The organism is Streptomyces sp. NPDC059866 (assembly GCF_042731325.1).
Classification (GTDB): Bacteria; Actinomycetota; Actinomycetes; order Streptomycetales; family Streptomycetaceae; genus Streptomyces; species Streptomyces flavusporus.
On the sequence record NZ_JBHWJT010000023.1, the window covers coordinates 36,936 to 53,132 of the forward strand.

The window sequence follows — 16,197 nt, forward strand, 5'->3', positions numbered from 1 at the left end:
CCGGGAACGCCGGAACTCCACCCGCACGGGCTTCCACGCCCCGGCCGGACGTTGGTCATGGGCGTGGTGAACGTCACCCCGGACTCGTTCTCCGACGGCGGGCTGTCGTTCGCGGCGGACGCGGCCGTCGCGCACGGACTCGCCCTGCTCGCGCAGGGAGCGGACATCGTGGACGTGGCGGTGAGTCGACCCTCCCCCAGACTCCGTCCGGGGGGACCCCCATCTCGCTTCGCTCGGCGCGGCACGCCCGCCGGTCGAGGAGGAGCTGCGACGCGTTCTGCCCGTCGTCCGGGAACTCGCCGCGGCGGGCGCGATCATCAGTGTCGACACCATGCGGGCCGAGGTCGCCGCCCGCGCGCTGGACGCGGGTGCACGACTGATCAACGACGTCTCAGGGGGCCTCGCCGATCCCGCGATGCTGCCGCTGATGGCCCGGGCGGGCACGCCGTACGTGGTGATGCACTGGCGTGGGCACTCCGCCGGCATGCAGGCGAACGCCGTTTACGACGACGTCGTCACCGACGTGCTCGACGAGCTGCGATAGAGGATCGAGACCGCGCTGGAGGCGAGGATCCCGCCCGGCTGCCTGATCATCGACCCCCGGCTGGGCTTCGCCAAGGCGCCCGAGCACAACTGGGAGCTGCTGGGCCATTTGCTGGCGGACCGGACGACGGGACAACCGCGCCCAGCACGGCTGCGTGATGCCGCGACGACCGCCGTTCCGTCCTCGCCGCCGCGCAGGGCGTCTGGTGCCTGCGGATGCACGACGTCGCCTCGACGCCCCTGCGGAGCCTCAGCCCAGATAGCCCATTCGGCGGCTGATCTCCTCCGCGCCCTTGATCAGTACCGGTGCGAACTCGTGGATGCGCTCCTCGGTGAAGCGGTACGCGGGGCCGGAGGCGCTGAGCGCGGCGATGACCTCGCCGTCGCGGGACCGGATGGGGGCCGCCATGGCGTGCAGGCCGATCTCGAATTCCTCCAGCGTCACCGCGTACCCGCGCTCCCGCGTCTCGGCGAGGTTCTTCCCCAGCCTCGTACTGGCGGTCAGAGTGTGCGGCGTAAGTTTCTGCATTCCGGATGCCGCGAGCACGTCGGCGCGCTCCTTCTCCGGCAGGTGGGCCAGCAGGATCTTCCCGCTCGACGTGGCGTGCACCGGGGTGAGCTGCCCGACCCAGTTGTGGGTGCCGACCGCGCCCGGGCCGCGTACCTGGTAGAGGTTGACCGCGTAGTGCTCCTGCAGGACCGCGATGTTGACCGTCTCGCCGATCTCCTCGCTGAGCCGCTCGCACACCAGCCTGCCCTGCTGGGCGATGTCGAGACGGCCCGTTACCGCGCCGGCCAGGCGCACGATCCCGAAGCCCAGCCGGTACTTGCCCCGCTCGGCCGTCTGCTCGACCAGACCGCGCGCTTCCAGTGCCCCGAGCAGACGGAACGCGGTTGACTTGTGGACGTCGATCTCGGCGGCGACCTCGCTGACACCCGCCTCGCCACGCTGGGCCAGGATCTCCAGGACGCTGACGGCACGGTCGACGGACTGCACTCCGTTCACCGCGGGACCTGCTGTTTCGCTATCTGCGGTGTAGTTGCTCATAGCGCAACTATATGCAGTCGTGTCCATGGATTCCACAGGTGCCGTGGAAGGCGACCCTCATGGCGGGATCCGGCCGCCCGCATGGTTGCCCGGCCCGTCCCGTCGGCGGAAGACCACTGTGCAGTTCCCGTTGACCGGCACACGGCTCTCGCTGTGCCACTCGACGGCGCGGGCGAGTATCTGGGCCTCGATGTCACGGACCGGCTCCCCGCGGCCCGCGACGGCCGGCGGGGAGTGGTCTCGGACGATCCTGACCGTGTAGGGCGCCGAACCAGGCGACATGCGGCCGGCCGGCCTCTCAGGGGTGGGCCGGCTACATGTCTGTGGGTGTCCGGCGGACGACTTCCAGCGGGATGGCAAGTTCGCTCGGCCAACCCCTTGACAGTGGGTGTTCGCAGGGAGACAGTTTGGTCGATCGTTGCTTATAGCGATGAAGGTTGCGCAATATGAAACACGCGCCTCGGTCTCGGTCCTCACCCGGGCCCCAGTGAAGTCCTCTGCCTCCCCTCGTCGATCGCGCCGGGGAGCGATCGACGTCCTCTCGCCATCCAGAACATCAGGCCGAAGATCGCATTCGGCCGTCCCCTCGACGAGGAGATCGACCGTGACACACGAGGTACGCGCCGTCGTCGCCCGGAAGAAGGGCGCACCGGTCTCGGTGGAGACCGTCCTGGTGCCGAACCCCGGCCCCGGTGAGGCGCTGGTGCGGGTGCAGGCCTGCGGCGTCTGCCACACCGACCTGCACTACCGGGAGGGCGGGATCAACGACGAGTTCCCGTTCCTGCTCGGTCACGAGGCCGCGGGTGTCGTCGAGGCGGTCGGCGAGGGCGTCACCGACGTCGCGCCCGGCGACTTCGTCGTCCTCAACTGGCGCGCCGTCTGCGGCATGTGCCGGGCCTGCAGCAAGGGCAAGCCGTGGTACTGCTTCGCCACCCACAACGCCACCCAGCCGATGGCCCTGGCCGACGGCACCCCGCTGTCCCCGACCCTCGGTATCGGTGCCTTCGCAGAGAAGACCCTGGTCGCCGCCGGCCAGTGCACCAAGGTGGACTCGACCGCCTCTCCCGCCGCGGCCGGGCTGCTCGGCTGCGGTGTGATGGCCGGGTTCGGTGCCGCGGTCAACACCGGCGGCGTGGGCCGCGGCGACTCGATCGCGGTGATCGGCTGCGGCGGCGTGGGCATGGCCGCGATCGCGGGCGCCAAGGTGGCCGGTGCCGGCCGCATCATCGCGGTCGACGTCGACGAGCGGAAGCTGAAGTGGGCCGAGCAGTTCGGCGCCACCGACACCGTCGACTCCTCCCGGACCGATGCCGTCGAGGCGATCCGTGAGCTCACCGGCGGCTTCGGCGCCGACGTCGTCGTGGACGCGGTGGGTCGTCCCGAGACCTTCAAGCAGGCCTTCTACGCCCGCGACCTCGCCGGCACCGCCGTCCTGGTGGGCGTCCCCACCCCGGAGTTGACCCTCGACCTGCCGCTGCTGGACGTCTTCGGCCGTGGCGGGGCACTGAAGTCCTCCTGGTACGGCGACTGCCTGCCTTCCCGGGATTTCCCCGCCCTGATCGACCTCTACCTCCAGGGCCGCTTCGACCTGGACGACTTCGTCACCGAGACGATCAGCCTGGACGAGGTGGAGGCAGCGTTCGCCAAGATGCACCACGGCGACGTCCTGCGCTCGGTGGTGGTCCTGTGAGCGCGCGGATCGAACACCTCGTCACCTCCGGAACCTTCGAACTGGACGGCGGCAGCTGGGAGGTGGACAACAACGTCTGGCTGATCGGCAACGATGACGAGGTCCTGGTGATCGACGCCGACGCGATCGCCGCCGCCGTCGGCAGCCGGCGCCTGGTCGCCGTCGTGTGCACCCACGCCCACAACGACCACGTCAACGCCGCTCCTTCTCCGACTTCGACACCATCATCGCCTCCATTCGCGACCGGCTGCTCAAGTTCCCCGCCGACACCGCCGTCCACACGGGCCACGGCGCCACCACCTCGATCGGAGCCGAAGCGCCCCGTCTCGACGACTGGATCGCCCGAGGCCACTGACCCGCCCGTCACAGCACACGAATCTGGAGGAAGACCATGGCGGCACAGCCGAAGGTGGTCATCATCGGCGCCGGCATCGTCGGGTGCGCACTCAGCGACGAACTGACCGCACGCGGCTGGACGGACGTCACCGTTCTGGAGCAGGGCCCGCTCTTCGCCACGGGCGGCTCCACCTCGCACGCCCCCGGTCTGGTGTTCCAGACCAACGGGTCCAAGACGATGACGGAGTTCGCCCAGTACACGGTGGAGAAGTACAGCGCTCTGACCCTGGACGGGCAGTGGTGCTTCAAGCAGGTCGGCGGCCTGGAGGTGGCCACCAGCCCCGAACGGCTCGCGGAGATCCAACGCCGGCACGGCTGGCTTACCTCCTGGGGAGTCGACAGCCGCCTGCTGACGCCCGAGGAGTCCGCCGCACTGCACCCCCTGCTGGACCCGGAGCGGATCCTCGGCGGCTTCCACATCCCCAGTGATGGCCTGGCCAAGGCGCTGCGGGCGAGCGAGGCGCAGGCCCGCCTGGCGACGGCCCGCGGAGCCCGGTTCCACGCCCACCACACCGTGACCGGGATCGAGACGACCGGAGACCGGGTCAGCGCGGTCGTCACGGACCAGGGGACCTTCCCGGCAGACATCGTGGTCTCCTGCGCCGGTTTCTGGGGACCGAAGATCGGCCGGATGGTCGGGCAGCCGGTGCCACTGGTGCCCATGGCCCACCAGTACGCCCGCACCACCGAGCTCCCGCTGCTCGCGGGGCGAAACGACGAGCACACCGAGGCGTCCCTGCCGATCCTGCGCAACCAGGACGCCGGCCTCTACTACCGCGAACTCGTCGACCGCATCGGCATCGGCTCCTACGCCCACCGGCCCATGCCCGTCAGCCTGGACGACGTGGCGCACCCGCGTGACGCCGTGATGCCGTCCTCGCTGGAGTTCACCGAGGCCGACTTCGAGGGCGCCTGGGCCGACTCCCTCGCCCTGCTCCCGTCGCTGGCCGACGCGAAGATCGAGGAGGGCTTCAACGGCATCTTCTCCTTCACCTCCGACGGCATGCCGCTGATGGGCGAGTCGCCCAAGGTGCAGGGCTTCTGGCTCGCGGAGGCCGTGTGGGTCACCCACTCGGCCGGCGTGGCCAAGGCCATGGCCGAGTGGCTGGTCGACGGCCGGCCCGGCACCGACGTCCACGAGTGCGACGTCAACCGCTTCGAGGAAGTCCAGCTGGCACCCTCGTACGTGCACGAGCGCAGCTGCCAGAACTTCGCCGAGGTCTATGACATCCTGCACCCGCTGCAGCCCGCGGAACGCCCGCGCCCCCTGCGCACCAGCCCCTTCCACGCCCGTCAGGAGGCCCTCGGCGCGGTCTTCCTGGAGGGCGGCGGCTGGGAACGCCCGCACTGGTACGAGGCCAACGCCGACCTGCCCGAGGTGGCCCGCGTCCCCGGCCGGGGCGACTGGGCGTCCCGCTACTGGTCGCCGATCGCCGGCGCCGAGGCCCTCGTCACCCGCGAGCGCGTCGCCCTGTACGACATGACCCCGCTGAAGCGGCTGGAGATCACGGGACCCGAAGCACTCGCCTTCCTCCAGAAACTGACCAGCAACCAGCTCGACAAGCCGGTCGGGTCGGTCACCTACACCCTGCTGCTCGACGCCGCCGGTGGTGTCCGCAGCGACCTGACCATCGCCCGCCTGGAGACCGAGCGCTTCCAGATCGGCGCCAACGGCAACCACGACCTGGACTGGCTGCGCCGGCGCCTGCCCGGTGACGGCTCCGTGCAGGTACGGGACATCACCGCCGGCACCTGCTGCCTCGGCGTCTGGGGCCCGCGCGCCCGCGACCTCGTCGAGCCGCTGACCGACACCGACTTCTCGCACAAGGGCTTCGGCTACTTCAAGGCCAAGCAGGCCTGCCTCGGCGACGTCCCGGTCACCGCGATGCGGCTGAGCTACGTGGGCGAGCTGGGCTGGGAGATTTACACGACCGCCGACCTCGGCGCCAGGCTGTGGGACACCCTGTGGGAGGCCGGGCAGGAGCTGGGGATCATCGCCGCCGGCCGCAGCGCCTTCAACAGCCTGCGCTTGGAAAAGGGTTACCGCTCCTGGGGTCATGACATGACCACCGAGCACAACCCGTACGAGGCCGGCCTGGGCTTCGCCGTCCAGCGCACCAAGGAGCACTTCACCGGCAAGGCCGCACTCGAGGGGATCAGCGACGAGACGGTCACCCGCCGGCTCACCCCTCTGCTCATCCAGGACCAGCAGTCCGTGGTGATGGGTCACGAACCGGTCCACGTGGACGGCCGACCGGTCGGCTACGTGACCAGCGCCGCCTACGGCTACACCATCGGCGCACCGATCGCCTACGCCTGGCTACCTGCCGAACACGCCGCCCCCGGAACCCCGGTGGAGATCGAGTACTTCGGCGCCAAGCTCGCGGCCGTCACCGCCGCCGAGCCCCTGTTCGACCCCGAGATGTCCCGTATCCGTCGCTGAACCGGCTCCGAGCACCAGCAGAACCACACCCTCATCGGCAAGATTCCCAGGAGATGGACACATGGCCTCTTCGTACGACGTGATCGTCGTCGGCCTGGGCGGGATGGGCAGCGCAGCCGCCTATCACCTCGCCGCCCGCGGTCAGCGAGTGCTCGGCCTGGAGCGCTTCGCCCCGGCCCACAATCTCGGCTCCAGCCACGGCGGATCACGGATCTACCGGCAGGCCTACTTCGAGGACCCGGCCTACGTGCCGCTGCTGCTGCGCGCCCACGAACTGTGGGAGAAGCTCGCCACCGACTCCGGGCGCGAGGTCTTCACCGAAACCGGCGGTCTCGTGATCGGCCGCGAGGACAGCGCGGCCTTCGCCGGCACCCTGCGCAGCGCCCACGAGTGGGGCCTGGACCACGAGACCCTGGGCGCCGCCGACATCCGGCGCCGCTTCCCCACCTTCAATCCGGCGGCGGAAGACGTCGCCTTCTACGAGCACAAGGCCGGCATCGCCCGGCCCGAGGTGACCGTCACGGCCCACCTGGACCTGGCCCGGGCCCACGGCGCCGACCTGCACTTCGCGGAAATGGTCCTCGGCTGGGAGGCCGACGGCCCGGGTGGCAAGGCCTGGGTGGTCACCGACCGCGGCGCCTACACCGCCGACCGGCTGGTCATCGCTCCCGGGGCCTGGGCGCCGAAGCTCCTGACCGACCTCGGCGTGAGCGTGACGGTGGAGCGTCAGGTCATGTACTGGTTCCAGCCCGAGGGCGGAACCGGCCCGTTCACCGCCGACCGGCATCCCGTCTACATCTGGGAGGACCCCGACGGCACCCAGATCTACGGCTTCCCCTCGCTCGACGGCCCCCACGGCGGCGCCAAGGTCGCCTTCTTCCGCAAGGGCGTCCCCAGCGACCCCGACACCCTCGACCGCCGGATCCACCCGGACGAGATCGCGGCCATGGCCGAGTATCTGCGCCCGCGCATCCCCACCCTGCCCGGCCGCTTCCTCAAAGCTGCGGCCTGCATGTACGCCAACACCCCGGACGAGCACTTCGTCCTCGCCCGGCACCCCGAACACCCGCAGGTGACCGTGGCCTGCGGATTTTCCGGCCACGGGTTCAAGTTCGTCCCCGTCATCGGCGAGATCCTCGCCGACCTGGCAACCGTTGGCACCACCGACCACCCCATCGCCCTGTTCGACCCCCGCCGCGTGCGCGTCTGACGTCTTCCGAAGGTGACACGATGACCATCACGAATCTGCCGCCCAGCCTGATCCCCACGCTGTCCGGCGAGTACTACACCGACCCCGAGGTCTTCGCCCAGGAGCAGGAGCGGGTCTTCGAGGCCATGTGGTTCTGCGTGGCCCGCGCCGACGAACTGGCCAAGCCCGGTGCCTTCCGCACCTACCAGGTCGGACGGGAGAGCGTGCTGATCTCCCGCTCGCGGGACGGCTCGATCAAGGCGTTCCTGAACATTTGCCGACACCGCGGGGCCAAGCTGTGCACCGAGGAGTTCGGCGAGGTCAAGCGCGCCTTCCAGTGCCCGTACCACGCCTGGACCTACGGTCTGGACGGCAAGCTGGTCGCCGCGCCGAACCTGACGTCGATGCCGGACATCGACCGGGTCGAGTACGGCCTGATCAACGTCCATGTGCGGGAGTGGCTCGGGTATGTGTGGGTGTGCCTGGCCGACAACCCGCCCTCCTTCGAGGCGGACGTGCTGGGCGCGGTCGTCGAGCGGCTCGGCGACCTCGAGTCGATCGAGCGCTACGGCATCGAGAACCTCCAAGTGGGCCGCCGTATCACCTACGACGTGAAGGCCAACTGGAAGCTCATCATCGAGAACTTCATGGAGTGCTACCACTGCGCCACGATCCATCCCGAACTCACCGAAGTCCTGCCTGAGTTCGCGGACGGTTACGCGGCCCAGTACTACGTGGGCCATGGTGCCGAGTTCGGTGAGGAGGTCCAGGGCTTCACCGTGGACGGCTCGGAGGGCCTGGACCGCATTCCCGGGGTCGCCGAGGACCAGGACCGCCGCTACTACGCCATCACCGTCCGGCCGCAGGTCTTCATCAACCTCGTGCCCGACCACGTGATCTTCCACCGGATGTATCCGGTGGCCCACGACCGCACGATCGTCGAGTGTGACTGGCTCTACCTCCCGCACGTCGTGGAGAGCGGCAAGGACGTGGACCGTTCGGTGGAGCTGTTCCACCGGGTCAACCAGCAGGACTTCGACGCATGTGAGCGCACCCAGCCGGCGATGAGCTCGCGGGCGTACGCCAAGGGCGGAGTCCTGGTGCCCAGCGAGCACCACATCGGCGAATTCCACACCTGGCTGCAGAACAAACTCGGGGTGCGGCCCACGCACTGACCCTTCCCCACCTCAGTACCGCCCGTCCACCTGCTGTTGCGGCCCCTCCGGCAGGTGGACGGGCTATGGGGCTTGTCCGCTCGGGGCTCGGCAGGACCCCGCAGGAAGCGCGGCCACCACCGACGAAGGCGGCCGAGGCCTGTTCCTCGTCGCTCACATGCTGCTGGCTCAGTGGGACGAGCCGACGCTGTAGCCGTAAGCGCCCAAGACCCCTTTCAGGCTCCCGTTGCGAAATGCGCAACGTCGAGCGCCATCGGGAACTGATATGCAACCCCTCCCTTGACAACCCCCGTACCCCGCGGAAAGCATGTTGCGTATAGCGGAGGTCGTTGTGTTATGTGAGACAATTCCCCGTCTGGAGTCGGCATGAGGAGCATCACCGTCGTCGGAGCGTCGCTGGCAGGCCTGAGTACGGTCCGCGCGCTGCGCGCAGAGGGCTACGACGGCGAGATCGTCGTCGTGGGGGAGGAGCGCCACACCCCCTACGACCGCCCGCCGCTGTCCAAGGACTTCCTCAAAGGGGACCTCGACGCCGGCGCGCTCGCGCTCGGTGACGCGGACGAGTACGAGGACTTGGACGTGCGGTGGCTGCTCGGCGAGCGCGCGGTGCGGCTCGACCCCGTCGCCCAGACCGTCACCCTGGCAGGAGGACGGCATGTGCGCACCGACGGGGTCGTCGTCGCGACCGGCGCCAGTCCCCGGACGCTCCCCGGCACGGACGGGCTGGCCGGTGTCCACACTCTGCGCACTCTGGACGATGCCCAGGCCCTGCGTGCCGAGCTGCTGGACGGCCTGCCCAGGGTCGTCGTCATCGGTGCCGGCTTCATCGGCGCCGAGGTGGCGGCCACCGCCCATCGGCTCGGGCTTCACGTCACCGTCGTCGAGGCGCTCGACGTACCGCTGGAACGCCAACTGGGGCGCGAGATGGGGCTGGTGTGCTCCTCGCTCCACAACGATCACGGGGTTCGCCTGCTGTGCGGAACCGGCGTGGCGGGACTCGTCGGCGAGGGCCGGGTCACCGGCGTACGGCTGGTGGACGGGCGGGTGCTGCCCGCCGACATCGTGGTGGTCGGGGTGGGTGTCAGGCCCGCCACCGACTGGCTCGCCGGTTCCGGCGTGCAGGTGGACGACGGCGTGGTGTGCGACGCCGGCTGTTCGACCGGTGTCCCGGGCGTGGTCGCCGTCGGTGACGTCGCCCGCTGCCCCAACCCGTTCACCGGACGGCACGCCCGCATCGAGCACTGGAGCAACGCCACCGAGCAGGCGAAGACCGCCGCCCGTACGCTGCTCTCCGGTGTGTCGGCCCCCGCCCCGCTCACCGCGCCGTACTTCTGGTCCGACCAGTACCAGGTGCGCATCCAGCTCGCCGGACACGTCGCCCCCGGCGCCGAGCCCCAGGTCGTCGAGGGCGATGTCGACAGCCGTTCCTTCACGGCCGTCTACCGGCGCGAGGGCACCGCCGTCGCCGTGCTCTCCCTCAACCAGCCGAAGTTCTTCAACCGGCTCCGCCGCACCCTCGTTCCCGCCGTCGTGGCCGCCGTCTCATGAGTTCCCCGCCTCAACTCCCCCTCACGCAATCCGCACGGGAGACCGCCATGAGCATTCCGCGGCACTTGCGTTACACCTGGGATCACGAGTGGCTGGTCGTGGACGAGGGCAACGCCACCGTCGGCATCACCGCGTTCGCGGCGAAGGCCCTCGGTGACGTCGTCAACCTCCGACTGCCCGAAGTCGGTACCTGGGTCGAGGCGGGGGAGAACTGTGGAGAGATCGAGTCACTGACAGCCGTCAGCGGCTTGTACGCCCCCGCCTCGGGCCTGGTCCTGGAAGTCAATGCCGCGCTGACCGACGACCCCGGCGTCGTCACGGCCGCTCCCTACACCGTCGGCTGGCTGTTCAGGCTACGGGTCGAGAACATCGCCGGCGCACTGTCCGCAGATGCCTATGCCGCCCACTGCGCCCACATACAAGGAGACTGCCGATGACCCTGTTCAACCAGCCCCTGCACGAGCTCGACCCCGAGGTCGCCGCCGCCGTCGACGCCGAGCTGGAGCGCCAGCAGTCCACCCTCGAGATGATCGCCTCCGAGAACTTCGCGCCGGTCGCGGTTCTGGAGGCGCAGGGCTCGGTCCTGACCAACAAGTACGCCGAGGGCTACCCCGGCCGCCGCTACTACGGCGGCTGCGAGCACGTCGACGTCGCCGAGCAGATCGCCATCGACCGGGTCAAGGAGCTGTTCGGTGCCGAGTACGCCAATGTCCAGCCGCACTCGGGTGCCTCCGCCAACCAGGCCGCCCTGTTCGCGCTGGCCCAGCCCGGCGACACCGTCCTCGGCCTGGACCTGGCCCACGGCGGTCACCTCACCCACGGCATGAAGATCAATTTCTCGGGCAAGCAGTTCAACGTGGTCGCGTACCACGTGGACTCCAAGACGGGTCTGGTCGACATGGCGGAGCTGGAGCGGCTGGCCAAGGAGCACCGCCCGAAGGTGATCATCGCCGGCTGGTCGGCGTACCCGCGGCAGCTGGACTTCGCGGAGTTCCGCCGGATCGCCGACGAGGTCGAGGCGTACCTGTGGGTGGACATGGCGCACTTCGCGGGTCTGGTCGCGGCGGGTCTGCACCCGAACCCGGTCGAGTGCGCGGACGTGGTGACGTCCACGACGCACAAGACGCTGGGCGGGCCGCGTGGCGGCATCATCCTCGCCCGCAGCAAGGACTTCGCGAAGAAGCTGAACTCGTCCGTGTTCCCGGGGTTCCAGGGCGGCCCGTTGGAGCATGTGATCGCGGCCAAGGCGGTGTCCTTCAAGATCGCTGCTTCGGAGGAGTTCAAGGAGCGTCAGCGCCGTACGGTCGAGGGCGCGAAGATCCTCGCCGAGCGGCTGACGGCCGCCGACGCCCGTGAGGCCGGCGTGAACGTCCTGTCCGGCGGCACGGACGTCCACCTGATCCTGGTCGACCTGCGTGAGTCCGAGCTGGACGGCAGGCAGGCCGAGGACCGCCTGCACGAGGTCGGCATCACGGTCAACCGCAACGCCGTCCCGAACGACCCGCGCCCGCCGATGGTCACGTCGGGCCTGCGCATCGGCACGCCCGCGCTGGCCACCCGCGGCTTCCAGGCCGAGGACTTCGCCGAGGTCGCGGACGTCATCGCCGAGGCACTGAAGCCGTCGTACGACGCGGAGGTGCTGAAGGCCCGGGTGAAGGCCCTGGCCGACAAGCACCCCCTCTACCCCGGCCTGTAACCGACACCTCCCGCAGGGGCGTGCCCGTGACCGCTCGGCACGCCCCTCCAATCCCTCGGAGTATGGCGTGGCAATCAGCGTCTTCGACCTGTTCTCCATAGGCATCGGCCCGTCCAGCTCGCACACCGTCGGCCCGATGCGCGCCGCCGGGATGTTCGTCGCCCGGCTGAAGCAGGACGGCGTGCTCGCCCAGACCGCAGCGGTGCGGGCGGAGTTGTTCGGCTCCCTCGGTGCCACCGGCCACGGCCACGGCACCCCCAAGGCGGTCCTGCTCGGCCTGGAGGGCAACGAGCCGCACACGGTCGACGTCGCCCAGGCCGACCTGGACGTCGAGCGGATCCGCGGCACCGGGCGCATCCGCCTCCTCGGTGCCGAGATCGGCTCCGCCCACGAGATCGACTTCGACGTCTTGACCCAGCTGGTCCTGCACCGTCGGCGCTCGCTGCCGTACCACGCCAACGGCATGATCCTCTTCGCGTACGACGCCGACGGTGTGCCGCTGCTGGAGAAGACGTACTACTCGGTGGGCGGTGGCTTCGTCGTCGACGAAGACGCGGTCGGCGCAGACCGGATCAAGCTTGACGACACGGTGCCGGCCTACCCGTTCCGCACCGGTGACGAGCTGCTGCGGCTCTCCCGGGAGACCGGCCTGTCGATCTCCGCTTTGATGCTGGAGAACGAGAAGGCCTGGCGCACCGAGGAGGAGATCCGCGCGGGTCTGCTGGAGATCTGGCGGGTCATGGAGGCCTGCGTCTCCCGAGGCCTGGGCCGCGAGGGCATCCTCCCCGGCGGACTGAAGGTCCGTCGCCGGGCCGCGGCGGCGGCTCGGGCCCTGCGCAGCGAGGGCGACTCGGCGGGCCGCGCGATGGAGTGGGTGACCCTCTATGCGATGGCGGTGAACGAGGAGAACGCTGCGGGCGGCCGGGTCGTGACGGCCCCCACGAACGGCGCGGCGGGCATCATCCCCGCCGTACTGCACTATTTCCTCGACTTCGTGCCGGGCGCCGACGAGGACGGCATCGTCCGCTTCCTGCTCGCGGCGGGCGCCATCGGCATGCTCTTCAAGGAGAACGCGTCCATCTCCGGCGCCGAGGTCGGCTGCCAGGGCGAGGTCGGCTCCGCCTGCTCGATGGCCGCCGGTGGTCTCGCCGAGGTCCTCGGCGGCAGCCCCGAACAGGTGGAGAACGCCGCCGAGATCGGCATGGAACACAATCTCGGCCTCACCTGTGACCCGGTCGGTGGCCTTGTCCAGATCCCGTGCATCGAGCGCAACGGCATGGCCGCGGTCAAGGCCGTGACCGCCGCCCGCATGGCCCTGCGCGGCGACGGCCGTCACCACGTCTCCCTCGACAAGGTCATCAAGACCATGAAGGAGACCGGCGCCGACATGAAGGTCAAGTACAAGGAGACCGCCCGCGGCGGCCTCGCCGTCAACGTCATCGAGTGCTGAGGAGACGGACGGAACAGGAGAAAGGGCCGCAGCCATGCTCATCGACACGTTGCTCATCGACACGTTCGGTCACGTCGCCACCGACCTGCGGGTCTCGCCAACCGACCGGTGCAACCTGCGCTGCACGTACTGCATGCCCGAAGAGGACCTGCGGTGGCTGACCAAGCCCGATCTCCTCACGGACGACGAGATCGTACGGCTCATCCGCATCGCGGTCACCGAACTCGGGGTCGAGGAAGGCCGCTTCACCGGCGGCGAGCCGCTGCTGCGCCCCGGCCTCGTCGGCATCGTCGAGCGCTGCGCAGCCCTCGCACCGCGCCCCAAACTGTCGCTGACCACCAACGGCATCGGCTTGCGGCGGCCCGCCGAGGCGCTCAAGGACGCGGGCCTGGACCGGGTCAACGTCTCGCTCGACACGCTGCGCCCCGCCGTCTTCGAGGCCCTGACCCGCCGTGACTGCCACCGCGACGTCCTGGAGAGCCTGCGCACCCGCTTCACGCGCACCCCTGAGCCGGGCGAGGCTCGCGGCTCCGCGCCCGCCGAACGCCGGCTCGTCGACGGGGGTCCGGCCCGGGCCGGCGTCATCGCCTCCGTCACCCGCCCCTTCTGCGGGGCCTGCGACCGCACCCGGCTCACTGCCGACGGCCAGGTGCGCACCTGCCTGCCTGCGGCCCGACCGGCCGATGTCGGCCATCGGAGGCTGACGCCCCAGGCGTAGAGCGGAACGACGTGCACAGACAGAACTGGGAGTGAGGCCATGGGACGGGTCACCGAGCGACGGCGCGTGCTGCGGATCCGGGACGGTGCGCTGAGCACGCGCCCCGACACGCTGGTCGCGGAGGAGCCACTGGAGATCCGGCTGGGCGGCAAGCCGCTGGCGATCACCATGCGGACGCCCGGGGACGACTTCGCGCTCGCCGCCGGGTTCCTGGTGAGCGAGGGCGTCGTGGGCCGGGCCGAGGACGTGGCGAACATCGTGTACTGCGCCGGCGCCACGCAGGACGGCTCGAACACGTACAACATCGTCGACGTGCAGCTTGCCCCCGGCGTGCCGCTGCCCGACATCACGCTCGAGCGGAACGTGTACACCACGTCGTCGTGCGGCCTGTGCGGGAAGGCCAGCCTGGACGCCGTACGGACCACGGCATGGTGGCCGATCGCCGACACACCCCCGGTCCGAGTCGCCCCCGAACTGCTGGCGATCCTGCCCGACCGACTTCGGGCCGCGCAGCGGGTGTTCGACCGCACCGGTGGGCTGCACGCCGCCGGGTTGTTCTCGCCCGAGGGCGAGCTGCTGGACCTGCGGGAGGACGTCGGCCGGCACAACGCGGTCGACAAGCTGATCGGCCGCGCCCTGCAGAGCGGCGGTCTGCCGCTGTCCCGGAGCATTCTGCTGGTGTCCGGGCGGGCGTCCTTCGAGCTGGCGCAGAAGGCGGTGATGGCGGGCATTCCGCTGCTGGCGGCGGTCTCAGCACCGTCATCCCTCGCGGTGGACCTGGCGGCGGAGACCGGGCTCACCCTCGTCGGCTTCCTGCGCGGCGGCTCCATGAACGTGTACGCGGGCGAGCACCGCCTCGACCTGTATGCCGAGCCCATGGCCGGAGGGCCGGCGAGGTGAACCAGTACATGACCCGGTTCGAAGGGCTCCAGGACAGCCGTACCCACGGCAGCACGCTCGTCGGCCCGCCCCGGGTGCGGCCACCCGACGCCCACGGCCGCCCCCGCCGCGTCGCGATGCTCAGCGTGCACACCTCACCGCTGCACCAGCCCGGCACCGGCGACGCCGGCGGGATGAACGTCTACATCGTCGAGCTCGCCAAGCGCCTCGCCGCCATCGACATCGAGGTGGAGATCTTCACCCGGGCCACTTCGGCCGCGCTCCCGTCCAGCGTCGAACTCGCGCCCGGCGTCCTGGTACGGCACGTGGACGCCGGACCCTACGAGGGCCTCGCCAAGGAGGACCTCCCCGCCCAGCTGTGCGCCTTCACCCACGGCGTGACGCAGGCCTGGGCCGGCCACCACCCCGGCCACTACGACCTCGTGCACTCCCACTACTGGCTCTCCGGCCACGTCGGCCGGCTCGCCGCCGAGCGCTGGGGCGTCCCGCTCGTCCACGCCATGCACACCATGGCCAAGGTCAAGAACGCCTCCCTCGCCGACGGCGACACCCCCGAGCCGACGACCCGCGTGTTCGGCGAGACACAAGTCGTACGGGCCGCCGACCGGTTGATAGCGAACACCGAGAAGGAAGCGGACGAACTGCTCCGGCACTACGACGCCGACACCGGCCGGGTCGCCGTCGTCCACCCAGGTGTCGACCTGGAGCGCTTCCGGCCCGACGCCCGTGGTGTCGAGGCCGGCCGGTCCGCGGCCCGATCCCGCCTCGAGCTGCCGCAGGACGCGCTCATACCGCTGTTCGTGGGCCGCATACAGCCGCTGAAGGCGCCGGACGTCCTGCTGCGCGCGGTGGCCCGGCTGCTGGACGAGCGGCCGCGGCTGCGTGAGCGGATCGTGGTGCCGGTCGTGGGAGGGCCGAGCGGCAGCGGCCTGGCCCAGCCGGAAGGACTGCAGAAGCTGGCGGCCTGCCTCGGCATCTCGGATATCGTGCTGTTCCGGCCACCGGTCGGCCAGGACCAGCTCGCCGACTGGTACCGGGCGGCGTCCGTCCTGGTCATGCCGTCCTACAGCGAGTCCTTCGGTCTGGTGGCCGTCGAGGCGCAGGCCTGCGGCACCCCGGTGATCGCCGCCGAGGTCGGTGGCCTGCCGGTGGCAGTACGAAACGGGGTGAGCGGCGTTCTCGTACCAGGGCACGATCCAGCGCACTACGCGCGGGTGCTGTGCGGCTTCGCCGACGACGCGGCCGGCTCCGCCCGCATGAGCGAGGCCGCGGTCCGGCATGCCCGTTCCTTCGGCTGGGCCACGGCCGCAGCGGCCACGGCAGACGTGTACACGGCGGCCCTGCACGAGCGTCGGCTTCACCGAATCTCGTGATCGAGCAGGGGGGCGGCGCTCCGTGTCG

13 protein-coding genes and 3 pseudogenes are annotated in these 16,197 nt (G+C 70.3%); 14 read left to right on the forward strand and 2 right to left on the reverse strand.

The window, feature by feature from the left end:
• Positions 1–57: 57 nt before the first annotated feature.
• Both ACFV7R_RS31400 and ACFV7R_RS31405 read left to right on the forward strand, forming a co-directional pair.
• Positions 58–189, forward strand: a pseudogene (locus ACFV7R_RS31400) (dihydropteroate synthase); the annotation flags it as partial.
• 88 nt (positions 190–277) lie between these two features.
• Positions 278–544: a dihydropteroate synthase gene (locus ACFV7R_RS31405; RefSeq protein ID WP_385269709.1), complete on the forward strand. Its 267-nt coding sequence runs from the start codon at positions 278–280 to the stop codon at positions 542–544.
• Positions 545–793: 249 nt separating this feature from the next.
• Here ACFV7R_RS31405 and ACFV7R_RS31410 read toward each other — a convergent pair whose 3' ends face one another.
• Together ACFV7R_RS31410 and ACFV7R_RS31415 are read right to left on the reverse strand one after the other, a co-directional pair.
• Positions 794–1,591, reverse strand: coding sequence for an IclR family transcriptional regulator (locus ACFV7R_RS31410; RefSeq protein ID WP_385269485.1), 798 nt, complete (start codon positions 1,589–1,591; stop codon positions 794–796).
• Positions 1,592–1,648: 57 nt separating this feature from the next.
• The gene (locus ACFV7R_RS31415) at positions 1,649–1,873 is read right to left on the reverse strand and encodes a hypothetical protein (protein WP_385269717.1); all 225 of its coding nucleotides are present in this window, start codon (positions 1,871–1,873) and stop codon (positions 1,649–1,651) included.
• 322 nt (positions 1,874–2,195) lie between these two features.
• Between ACFV7R_RS31415 and ACFV7R_RS31420 the strand changes: the two genes are divergently transcribed.
• The 12 genes and pseudogenes from ACFV7R_RS31420 (at position 2,196) to mshA (ending at position 16,169) form a co-directional block, all read left to right on the forward strand.
• Positions 2,196–3,281, forward strand: a complete 1,086-nt coding sequence (locus ACFV7R_RS31420; RefSeq protein ID WP_385269487.1) for an S-(hydroxymethyl)mycothiol dehydrogenase — start codon at positions 2,196–2,198, stop codon at positions 3,279–3,281.
• Positions 3,278–3,636, forward strand: a pseudogene (locus tag ACFV7R_RS31425) (hypothetical protein). The gene ACFV7R_RS31420 and the pseudogene ACFV7R_RS31425 overlap by 4 nt, the downstream one beginning before the upstream one ends.
• 36 nt (positions 3,637–3,672) lie before the next feature.
• Positions 3,673–6,120 carry an FAD-dependent oxidoreductase gene (locus ACFV7R_RS31430; protein ID WP_385269489.1) on the forward strand — a complete coding sequence of 816 codons (2,448 nt, stop codon included), beginning with the start codon at positions 3,673–3,675 and terminating at the stop codon, positions 6,118–6,120.
• A gap of 61 nt (positions 6,121–6,181) precedes the next feature.
• Complete coding sequence (gene solA, locus ACFV7R_RS31435; protein WP_385269491.1) at positions 6,182–7,330, forward strand: N-methyl-L-tryptophan oxidase; 1,149 nt, start codon at positions 6,182–6,184, stop codon at positions 7,328–7,330.
• 20 nt (positions 7,331–7,350) lie between these two features.
• A complete protein-coding gene (locus ACFV7R_RS31440; protein ID WP_385269493.1) occupies positions 7,351–8,484 on the forward strand; it encodes an aromatic ring-hydroxylating dioxygenase subunit alpha in 1,134 nt (377 codons plus the stop codon).
• A gap of 366 nt (positions 8,485–8,850) precedes the next feature.
• The gene (locus ACFV7R_RS31445) at positions 8,851–10,032 is read left to right on the forward strand and encodes an NAD(P)/FAD-dependent oxidoreductase (protein WP_385269495.1); all 1,182 of its coding nucleotides are present in this window, start codon (positions 8,851–8,853) and stop codon (positions 10,030–10,032) included.
• A gap of 47 nt (positions 10,033–10,079) precedes the next feature.
• Positions 10,080–10,469: a glycine cleavage system protein GcvH gene (gcvH, locus tag ACFV7R_RS31450; RefSeq protein ID WP_385269497.1), complete on the forward strand. Its 390-nt coding sequence runs from the start codon at positions 10,080–10,082 to the stop codon at positions 10,467–10,469.
• Complete coding sequence (gene glyA, locus ACFV7R_RS31455) at positions 10,466–11,728, forward strand: serine hydroxymethyltransferase (protein WP_385269499.1); 1,263 nt, start codon at positions 10,466–10,468, stop codon at positions 11,726–11,728. Before gcvH ends, glyA begins: the two co-directional genes overlap by 4 nt.
• A 67-nt stretch (positions 11,729–11,795) precedes the next feature.
• On the forward strand, positions 11,796–13,178 hold the full coding sequence (locus tag ACFV7R_RS31460; protein WP_385269501.1) for an L-serine ammonia-lyase: 1,383 nt from the start codon (positions 11,796–11,798) through the stop codon (positions 13,176–13,178).
• 49 nt (positions 13,179–13,227) lie between these two features.
• Positions 13,228–13,866: pseudogene (locus tag ACFV7R_RS31465) on the forward strand (GTP 3',8-cyclase MoaA); the annotation flags it as partial.
• 69 nt (positions 13,867–13,935) lie between these two features.
• On the forward strand, positions 13,936–14,796 hold the full coding sequence (fdhD, locus tag ACFV7R_RS31470; protein WP_385269503.1) for a formate dehydrogenase accessory sulfurtransferase FdhD: 861 nt from the start codon (positions 13,936–13,938) through the stop codon (positions 14,794–14,796).
• An 8-nt stretch (positions 14,797–14,804) separates the two neighbouring features.
• Positions 14,805–16,169 carry a D-inositol-3-phosphate glycosyltransferase gene (mshA, locus tag ACFV7R_RS31475; protein ID WP_385269505.1) on the forward strand — a complete coding sequence of 455 codons (1,365 nt, stop codon included), beginning with the start codon at positions 14,805–14,807 and terminating at the stop codon, positions 16,167–16,169.
• Positions 16,170–16,197 lie beyond the last annotated feature (28 nt).

What these genes read in the sequence shown, in the direction of transcription:
- gcvH (WP_385269497.1), top strand. Translation starts at nt 10,080, where the DNA reads ATGAGCATTCCGCGGCACTTGCGTTACACCTGGGATCACGAGTGGCTG.
- mshA (WP_385269505.1), top strand. Translation starts at nt 14,805, where the DNA reads ATGACCCGGTTCGAAGGGCTCCAGGACAGCCGTACCCACGGCAGCACG.
- ACFV7R_RS31430 (WP_385269489.1), top strand. Translation starts at nt 3,673, where the DNA reads ATGGCGGCACAGCCGAAGGTGGTCATCATCGGCGCCGGCATCGTCGGG.
- ACFV7R_RS31415 (WP_385269717.1), bottom strand. Translation starts at nt 1,873, where the DNA reads ATGTCGCCTGGTTCGGCGCCCTACACGGTCAGGATCGTCCGAGACCAC.
- glyA (WP_385269499.1), top strand. Translation starts at nt 10,466, where the DNA reads ATGACCCTGTTCAACCAGCCCCTGCACGAGCTCGACCCCGAGGTCGCC.
- ACFV7R_RS31445 (WP_385269495.1), top strand. Translation starts at nt 8,851, where the DNA reads ATGAGGAGCATCACCGTCGTCGGAGCGTCGCTGGCAGGCCTGAGTACG.
- solA (WP_385269491.1), top strand. Translation starts at nt 6,182, where the DNA reads ATGGCCTCTTCGTACGACGTGATCGTCGTCGGCCTGGGCGGGATGGGC.
- ACFV7R_RS31440 (WP_385269493.1), top strand. Translation starts at nt 7,351, where the DNA reads ATGACCATCACGAATCTGCCGCCCAGCCTGATCCCCACGCTGTCCGGC.
- ACFV7R_RS31410 (WP_385269485.1), bottom strand. Translation starts at nt 1,591, where the DNA reads ATGAGCAACTACACCGCAGATAGCGAAACAGCAGGTCCCGCGGTGAAC.
- fdhD (WP_385269503.1), top strand. Translation starts at nt 13,936, where the DNA reads ATGGGACGGGTCACCGAGCGACGGCGCGTGCTGCGGATCCGGGACGGT.